Below are 7454 nucleotides of genomic sequence, written 5' to 3'. Positions count from 1 at the left end.
TCCCCGCGAGAAACGTGTTGCGCAAACAGGCGAGCTTCGGGGCTAGCGAAGCGCCGCGAAGCGAAAGGTTAGGTGAGGGGCCAGTTCGGCGTTCGTTGCAGGATTGCTTAACGGCATTGGCTTTAGCGGTGCCGGAAAATAAGGAAGTGCGAGATTCTTTGTTGGAATGCAGACTCGACGCTTTCGCGTTGATCATCATAGTCTGCATTGATGCCTCTCACGGTTCTGACATTGCGTACTGCCGACAGCTTGCATGAGCTGTCCTGCCCCATAGATGCCTCCATCGATCTCGGTAGCTCGTCAGAGTGTGAGATCGTTCTTGATGGTGGGGCCATTTTGCCACGGCATTGCGTGTTCCGACGTGTGGCTGAAAAGCGGTTTCGCATCCAGCGTGCGGTACCGGAGGCATGGTTCACCGTGAATGGGGTGTATGCGCCTGACCTTGAGGTGGAAACGCCGTTTCAATTCAGCCTCGGCATGGAGGAAATCAGGTTTGATCTTGGCGTGGAAGGGGAGGAGCCGCCGGAGCAGGCGGAGGAGGCATCCAGCGCAGAAGAGGCGGGGTCCGACGCACCTGCTGAGGAGTCGCAGGCCGTAGTGCGCTCCAATCGGCGCGATTATCTGCTGCAACCCACGGCGATGAAACCACGCGCCGGAGAGCGGGTGGGCGAAGTGATTGTGGAGTCGTCGCCTGAGTCCGCCGTGGCGCTGTCTTCACCTGTTTCAGTGTTGGAGCAGGCGAAAGCGCCGGAACCAGCCGCTGCTGATGAAGCCAAGCACGATGAGGAAGAATCGTCCTCGCTGCTGCTGACGGGCCTGCTGGTCTGCGGCGTGATGATTGCCGCGATCATCTATTGGAACCGGCATCTGGATCAGGTGTCGTCACCGCCCGTCGCCAAAGTTCAAGTGGCGGTGCCCGAGAGGACGCATTTCACGCCGGAACAAATCATCCGCGCCTGCGAGGAGTTGCGGCATGCGGGTGCGCCGCTGCTGGCGGCGAATCTCTTGATGCCGCTTGCCGAGGAGGGCCATGTTGAAGCAATGCAACCACTCGCCAACGCCCTTCGTGCCTCGGGTGAGTTTGGTGAAGAAGTGGTGTTTCTGATGCAGCAGGCGGTGGTGGGCGGCAGTCGCGCTGCGTTGAGCGATTTTGTGAGTGTGGTCGATGATGCGGACAATCCGGCGCGCTATGCCGAGAGTTCCTTCAAGCAGCTTCAGCAGGCGGCGACGCTGGGCGAAGCCTCGGCCTGGATGCCGCTGGGTGAACGGCATGAGCATGGCAACGGCACGGTGCAGGACATCAAGCGGGCGCTTGCAGCCTATGAAAAGGCGCAGGCGGACGGAGACCAGCGTGCCGAGGCCAAGCTCTCGGCCAGACAAGCGGCGCTGGATCGCGCGGCGGCATTCATTCGCTCGTGGAATGAAGTTTCGGTGGCGACGCTGCTCGATCATGTGGCTGCGGCTCAAGGGAAGTTCTTCATGCTCGATCATCCGCCGATGGATGCCCTGCTGCGTCTGGAGGAGGAGATGCGCGCACGCTGGCCGCTGCGGCGCATCAGTGTGGCTGCTGGAGCGAAGGCGGAGTTGGAAAATTTCGATCTCATTCATGTCATCCAGCCGTTTCAGTTTGAGGTGCAGCGCGGCGACCGCACTGCGCGCGGCAAGGGTGTGCTCACCTGCACGGTGCAGCGTGACGAAGCGGACAAGTGGCGCATCACCGATGCTGATGACACGATTGAACTGACCGAACTGCTGCCAAAGAAGGAGCAGTTCGTCAGTGCGGCATCGCTGCGCGAGCTGAAGCCTGCGTTTACGCATGAGGAGCAGGTCGAGGAGTCGCGCCTGGAGATTTTGCGCGGCATGCGTGGCATTGAGGACACGCAGGACTTCAAGACGGCGCTCACCGTGCTCATGAATGCCGTGTATGAGTTTCCGCAGGAGACGTTTTGGAAACCCTTTGCCGACACGCTGTGTGATCGCATGGCGCGGCAGTTGTTCGCCGATGGCAAATGGCTCGATGCCGCGTGGGCGGAGCCGGTGCATCAATTGTCCGAGCGTGGCAGTGTCTCCGCCATGCTGCTCGAAGGGCATCTGCTGGCGGCGGGATACGGCTTCACCCGCGACGAAAAGCGCAGCACGGCGCTGTATCAAAAAGCCTTCGAAGCCGGCAAGCGGCGTGATGCACGGTTCTATTATGCTGAGGCGCTGTTTCAGGGGCGTGGAGTGCCGCAGGACATCGACAAGGCCGGAGCGCTGGTGCTGTCGTTCATGACCCGTTCCAAGCATCCGCTGGAGGCCTATCTGGCCGCGCATCTCCTCTGGCGCAAAGCGGAGATCAATCCCGCGCTGTGGCAGGATGTGTATGACACGCTTTCACGCGTGACGGACAAGCATCCGCCGGCCAAAAATCTCGCGGGCATGGTGCTGCTGAATCACGGCCAGACGACCAAGGAGCGAAAAACCGGTTTCGCCGCCATCAAGGCTGCCGCTGAAGAAGGCGTGGTCGAGGCGATGAAGACGCTCGCCAACTGCTATCAAGAAGGCATCGGCAGCGAGAAGGATTTTCTCACCGCGACGACCTGGAAGCAGAAAGCCGCCGTGACGCCGCCGCTGAGGAAGAAGCATTACACGGAGTTTGAGGAATGATGGGGAGCGGTAGTTGATGGTTGTGAGTTGATGGTTGATGGACTGATTCCAAAAGCCGCATGAGTGGACGCGGCGTTCACTTGCTGGGTGAATCATCGGGGTCGTGGCTACCAGTCGATGTCCGATTCGCGGATTCTGATGCAGCAGACCATCAACAATCAACCATTCACCATCAACGGATGGTCCGCTCCTATTCTCCAGCACGCAGGATGTCGCAGGTGATGAAGATGGCCTGGAGGATGTCTTCCTTCTCAAATTCGGGTTTGCCGGTGGGTTTGTAGAGGGAGAGCAGGCGGACGGTGCCGTCGGGCATGGTGATGCCGGTGGTGGTCTTGGCGACGTGGTAATCCGTGAGCGGGAATTCAAGTCTGCGGCCCTGGGTGTCGAGGATGTGCTCGCGGTGCTCGAAGGGCGCGGCGGTGTGGAATTCGGGGGCGATGTTGAGGTCCACCAACTGGCTGTCCGCGCCGATGATGGCCTCTAATTCGACTTTGAAACCGACGTTGCGGGTTTCGGTGATGATTTCGGGCGCGCCTTCCTTGCTGATGCGCACGTCGGCGAGCGCGGTGTGCTCCGTGCCTTGCTGCGTGCGGGCGATGACACCGGGCTTGGTCTCGATGCGGTTGGTGCCGAGGGATTGTGCGTTTCCAGCCTTAACGGCGGCGAGGAGTTCGTCGAGTTCGGCGCGGTGGTTGCTTTTGCTGGCGGCTTGAGCGGTGAGTCGGCGCAGCAATGGGCCGGGGGCCTGGAGGACGTGGGTGGTGAAGACGAGCGTGGCAGGTGAGGTATGGATGAGTTCATCAAGCCAGGCTTCGATCAAAGCCAAATTCCTGGGGGTGTTGCGAACAACGAGCGTCGAGGTGGCTGGATTGTAGGAAGCGCTCGCCCCTTCCGGGAAGGTGACGCCGAGGCGTTCAAAAGGCTGGGGTGCGCTATGACGTTGGCGTACAGGCTGACGATGGTTGGGTGCCCCAAAGGGATCTTCTGGTGCTGACGGGTTATCTGGCTCAACGGGATTGTTCATGCGGTTCAGGAAATCACGCGGAACATGGTACGTTTTTGTTTCCTGCTTGTCCGTATCGGGAAGTTCCGTTGCTTTTGCTGCCGTCATGCGGCGTGGTTTGATGATTTGCGGCACGACATCGCACTTCAAGAACGTGGCCCAGAGTTTGGCTCCGGCATTACGACCGGTCGGCTGTTGGAGGGCGATGAGTTTGGTGCTGCCTTTGGTGAGGGTGAGGCCACTGGTGGTTTTGAGGACATGGAAGTCGGTGGCGGGCATGGCGAAGCGCTGGCCGGAGGCGGGATCGCGGAAGTGAGCGCCGCGTGCTTCGGGGGCGGCGGGATGGAGTTCGTGGCTGAAGTTGAGTTCAACGGTGTGGCCGTCCGCGCCAACCACGGGCTCGACCTCGAAGATGGTGCCGATTTTGCGCATCTCGAAGGTGACCTCGGGCTGGTTTTGGGCGTTGAGGTCGAAACTGGAGATGAAGACATGCTCGCGGACGGATTCGTGCGTGGCGCGGAGGCCGGATTTGGTTTCGAGGAAGAGGGAGTCGATGAAACGGGCCTCGCCGCGTGCGACGGCGGCCTCGGCGGCGGTGAAGATCGCGGTGTCGTCCGCGCCTGTGGCGGTGGATTGGCGGGAGAGGTCACGCAGCAGCGCCGCCGGTGCCTCGATGGTGTGCAGGGTGAAGGCGATGGTTTTGGCGGCTTGTTGCTCGGCATGTCCGATCAAAGCACCGATGGCCTCGATCATGGCGGGAGTGTTGATGACGTGGAGCTGATCGCCTTTTTGCTCCAGCACGGCTCTGGGAGGGAAGGTGATGCCCTGCACTTTCTCCAGCCACTCACGCAGCGGCTGCGAGGTTGTTTCCATGAGGGATTCGAGCAGCCCGGGCGGCGCATGAAAAGCAGTGGCGACCATGCCTTCTGCTGCGGGCATCTGCGATGGTTTTGCCTGCGGCAACATTTGAACCCGACGGATGCTGCTGGTGAGAAAGGCGGCCCAGAGGACATCGGCTTTTTCATCCGCGAGGCCGACGGGTTTGGTGACGCCGATGAGTTTCGTGGCTCCGCCGGTGCTGACGAGCGAGGTGGTGAATTCAGCACCCGCAGTCACGGAGAAGGGGAATTCGGCATCGCGATCGGTGAGCGGCTCGGTGGCGGTGAACTGCCGGATGCGCGGTGTGGTGGGATGGAGTTTGACGACGAGGCTGTTGTCGATGGTGATGCCATCGGCACCCAAGGTGGGTTCGACTTCGAGCACGAGGCCGAGCGGGCGCAGGTCCCAGGCGGCGGTGGCGCGGCTTTTCGTGTCGAGGGTGAGGTCGGTGGCGTGAACGTGCTCGCGCACGGCGGTGGTAGCGGCATGGGTGCCGGATTTGCCTTCGAGAAAGGCATCGGCGACGACGCGGACGTTGGAGCCAGGGTTTTTCGCGTAGTCGAGCAGGGTGGCGAGTTCTTGGATGGCGTTCGCGTTCCGTGAAGCGGCGGCGTTGATCTGGCGGATGAGTTCGCCCGGACCTTCGAGGATGATGAGCTGGTGGGCGAGGGTCCGAGAGTAATGAACGTGAATCGTATCGAAGAAGGCTTCGACGAGATCGAGGTTCGGTTGCGTGTTGGTGACGGTGAGCAGGCCTGTGGCAGGATTGAAAAAGGCAAAGGAGCCTTCTGGGAAGGTGATGCCCATGGTTTCGAGGATTTGTTTGGAAGACTGGCGGGCTATTTTGCCTTTCGAGGGGCTTGGTTCAGGCTGGGGTATGGCGAATGGATCGGCAGGGGCAGCGGGAGCCCCAGAGTCCATGTTGGAGGAGAGGAAATCGGTTGGGACTTTGAAGGTGCGGGTGAATTTCTCGCTCGCGTCCACCCAGAGGGGGATCACGAGAACAGCATCGGCCTCCACCTTGAATTTCATCTGTGCAAGCTCGGTGACGTAGCGCAGAGCCTCGTATAACGGCACGTTTATCAAATCGAGCGAGATGGATGCCTTGTCGGGTTCAGCTTCGGGGTGAAGACGGATGTTCACGCCTTTGTGCCCGGCAGGCGCGTTTGTCTTGTCTAGTTCACGGCTGCGGGTGCTGAGGAGTTCGATCGCCTGCTTGAGTGTGGCGTTGTGGAGACGGAGTTCAGGCAGATGGATGGCGTCCATCTTGCGTTTGATGGCTGCCCTCGCATCTTGCACGGCCAGCGGCTCGGCAGGTATCGGTTTGTCTTGTTCTTGCGCGTGAAGGGCAAGGGAGAGTGTGACAACGAGTGTGACGAAGCCGCGAAGACGAAGGCGCATGCCGGGGAGATTACCGGTGGCGGTGGTGGCTTGTCGAGAGGGATGTGGAGCGCGAGTTTTTAACTCGCCTGACTTTCCTGGCGTGTGGTGTTATCACCAAGCGGCGTATGGCTGATGGTCGCCGTGGTTGTTAGCGGTGCCGCTGGGACTAACAAATGGCGAGTAGGCTTCGCCATACTCGCGCTCCGTTTTCTTCAGAGGGTCTGATGAATGCGACCGAGGGCCATGAGGATGTAGCTGGTGGTGAGGACGGGGTCGCTTTCCATCCAGCGGCCTTCGGTGTTGGACCATGAGCCGTCGCCTTGTTGCAGGCTGAGGAGCTTTTGGGTGATGTCGGAGCGCCAGTCGATGAGCTTGCCGTCTTTGGTCTTGATGAAGTCGATTTTGGCAATGCTGAGGGCCTTGCTGAGGGTGTGGTAGTAGTAGTAGAGGCCTTGGGCGCCGAGGCCGGGGTTTTCAGTGGCGCTGTAGTTGGCGTTGAGCCATTCGATGACGGCTTTGACGCGGGGGTCTTTGGCGTCGAGACCGGCGTAGATGAAGCTGAGGAGGCCGGCGTAGCTGATGCTGCCGTAGCTGCGGAGGGAGATGGTGCCGTCGGGGTTTTCGACTTTGGCACCACGGGTTTCGGTGGGGTTGTAGATGAAGCCGCCGGCGTCTTTGGGGTCTTTGCTGACCCAGCTCGATTTGTTGCTCTCGGGGCGGTTCTGGCAGCGCTGGATGAAGTCGATGGCGGCACCGAAGTTGAGCTGGGGCTCGTTTTTGGCGGCGTCGCCTTTGTCGGCGAGGAGAGACTGGGCGTAGTAGAGGGCTTCGAGGGCGAAGGTGGTGTTGGAGAGGTCGGCGTGGGTGGCTTTTTCTTCGCCGTAGCCGATGCCGCCGTCGGTGGGGTTGTCTTGCTTGCCTTTTTCGTCGAGGTCGAGCTGGCGGGTGACGAGGTAGCGGCGGGCTTTGAGCATGACCTCCTCGTTTTCGGGTTTGGGATTCAACAGCAGCGCGGTGAGGGCGAGGGCGGTGTTGTAGGTGGCGCGGGCTTTGATGCAGATGCTGCCGTCGGGCTTGGCGTTGGAGATGAGGTAGCGGGTGGCGGCTTCGATTTCGGCGGGGACGGGATCGCCGGGCTTGCGGGAGGGGTCGAGCATGAAGCCGGTGATGGCGAGTCCGGTGATGGCGACGGGTTCGGCTTCGCCCCACTGGCCGGTGGCTTGGTTTTGCTTGGAACGGAGGAAGTTGAGGCCGCGCTCGACGCCGAGGCGGAGTTCTTGTTTGAGGGATTCGTGGCGCGGGGGCGGGGTGGCGGCCTGGCCAAACGCGGAAGCGGTGGCGAGGGTGAGGAGGAGGGTTGGGAGTTTCATGGTGTGGTGGGGTTTAAGTGCTCAGTGCTCAGTGCTCAGTGCTCAGTCAATGTCGTTAAGTTAAGAAGGGATTGCCGCAGATTCAGGGAAGCCGCAGATTTCTCGCCTGAATCGTCTAATCTGTGGTTTTCCTGAATCTGCGGCATTCATTCATGTGCTGTCCTTAACTTAAT

At 60.6% G+C, this 7454-nt stretch carries 4 protein-coding genes; 1 reads left to right on the top strand and 3 read right to left on the bottom strand.

Annotation, left to right across the window (positions count from 1 at the left end):
- The coding region (locus ACKVY0_RS29645) for a hypothetical protein (protein ID WP_409218502.1) at nucleotides 1–199 on the bottom strand (199 nt) is incomplete at its 3' end.
- Between the two features lie 11 nt (nucleotides 200–210).
- Here ACKVY0_RS29645 and ACKVY0_RS29640 point away from each other — a divergent pair.
- Nucleotides 211–2646, top strand: coding sequence for a hypothetical protein (locus ACKVY0_RS29640; protein WP_409218501.1), 2436 nt, complete (start codon nucleotides 211–213; stop codon nucleotides 2644–2646).
- Between the two features lie 190 nt (nucleotides 2647–2836).
- On the opposite strand, the gene ACKVY0_RS29635 is transcribed toward ACKVY0_RS29640, so the two are convergent.
- Nucleotides 2837–5929, bottom strand: a complete 3093-nt coding sequence (locus ACKVY0_RS29635) for a hypothetical protein (RefSeq protein ID WP_409218500.1) — start codon at nucleotides 5927–5929, stop codon at nucleotides 2837–2839.
- A gap of 194 nt (nucleotides 5930–6123) precedes the next feature.
- Nucleotides 6124–7281, bottom strand: a complete 1158-nt coding sequence (locus ACKVY0_RS29630; RefSeq protein ID WP_409218499.1) for a prenyltransferase/squalene oxidase repeat-containing protein — start codon at nucleotides 7279–7281, stop codon at nucleotides 6124–6126.
- Nucleotides 7282–7454 lie beyond the last annotated feature (173 nt).

The organism is Prosthecobacter sp., assembly GCF_046154365.1.
In the GTDB taxonomy this organism is placed as follows: Bacteria; Verrucomicrobiota; Verrucomicrobiia; order Verrucomicrobiales; family Verrucomicrobiaceae; genus Prosthecobacter.
Note: the sequence above shows the minus strand (reverse complement) of the source record. Positions and strands in the feature narration are given on the sequence as shown.

Bases quoted from the DNA above. Each gene is read 5' to 3' on its own strand.
- ACKVY0_RS29630 (WP_409218499.1), bottom strand. From the start codon at position 7,281: ATGAAACTCCCAACCCTCCTCCTCACCCTCGCCACCGCTTCCGCGTTT.
- ACKVY0_RS29635 (WP_409218500.1), bottom strand. From the start codon at position 5,929: ATGCGCCTTCGTCTTCGCGGCTTCGTCACACTCGTTGTCACACTCTCC.
- ACKVY0_RS29640 (WP_409218501.1), top strand. From the start codon at position 211: ATGCCTCTCACGGTTCTGACATTGCGTACTGCCGACAGCTTGCATGAG.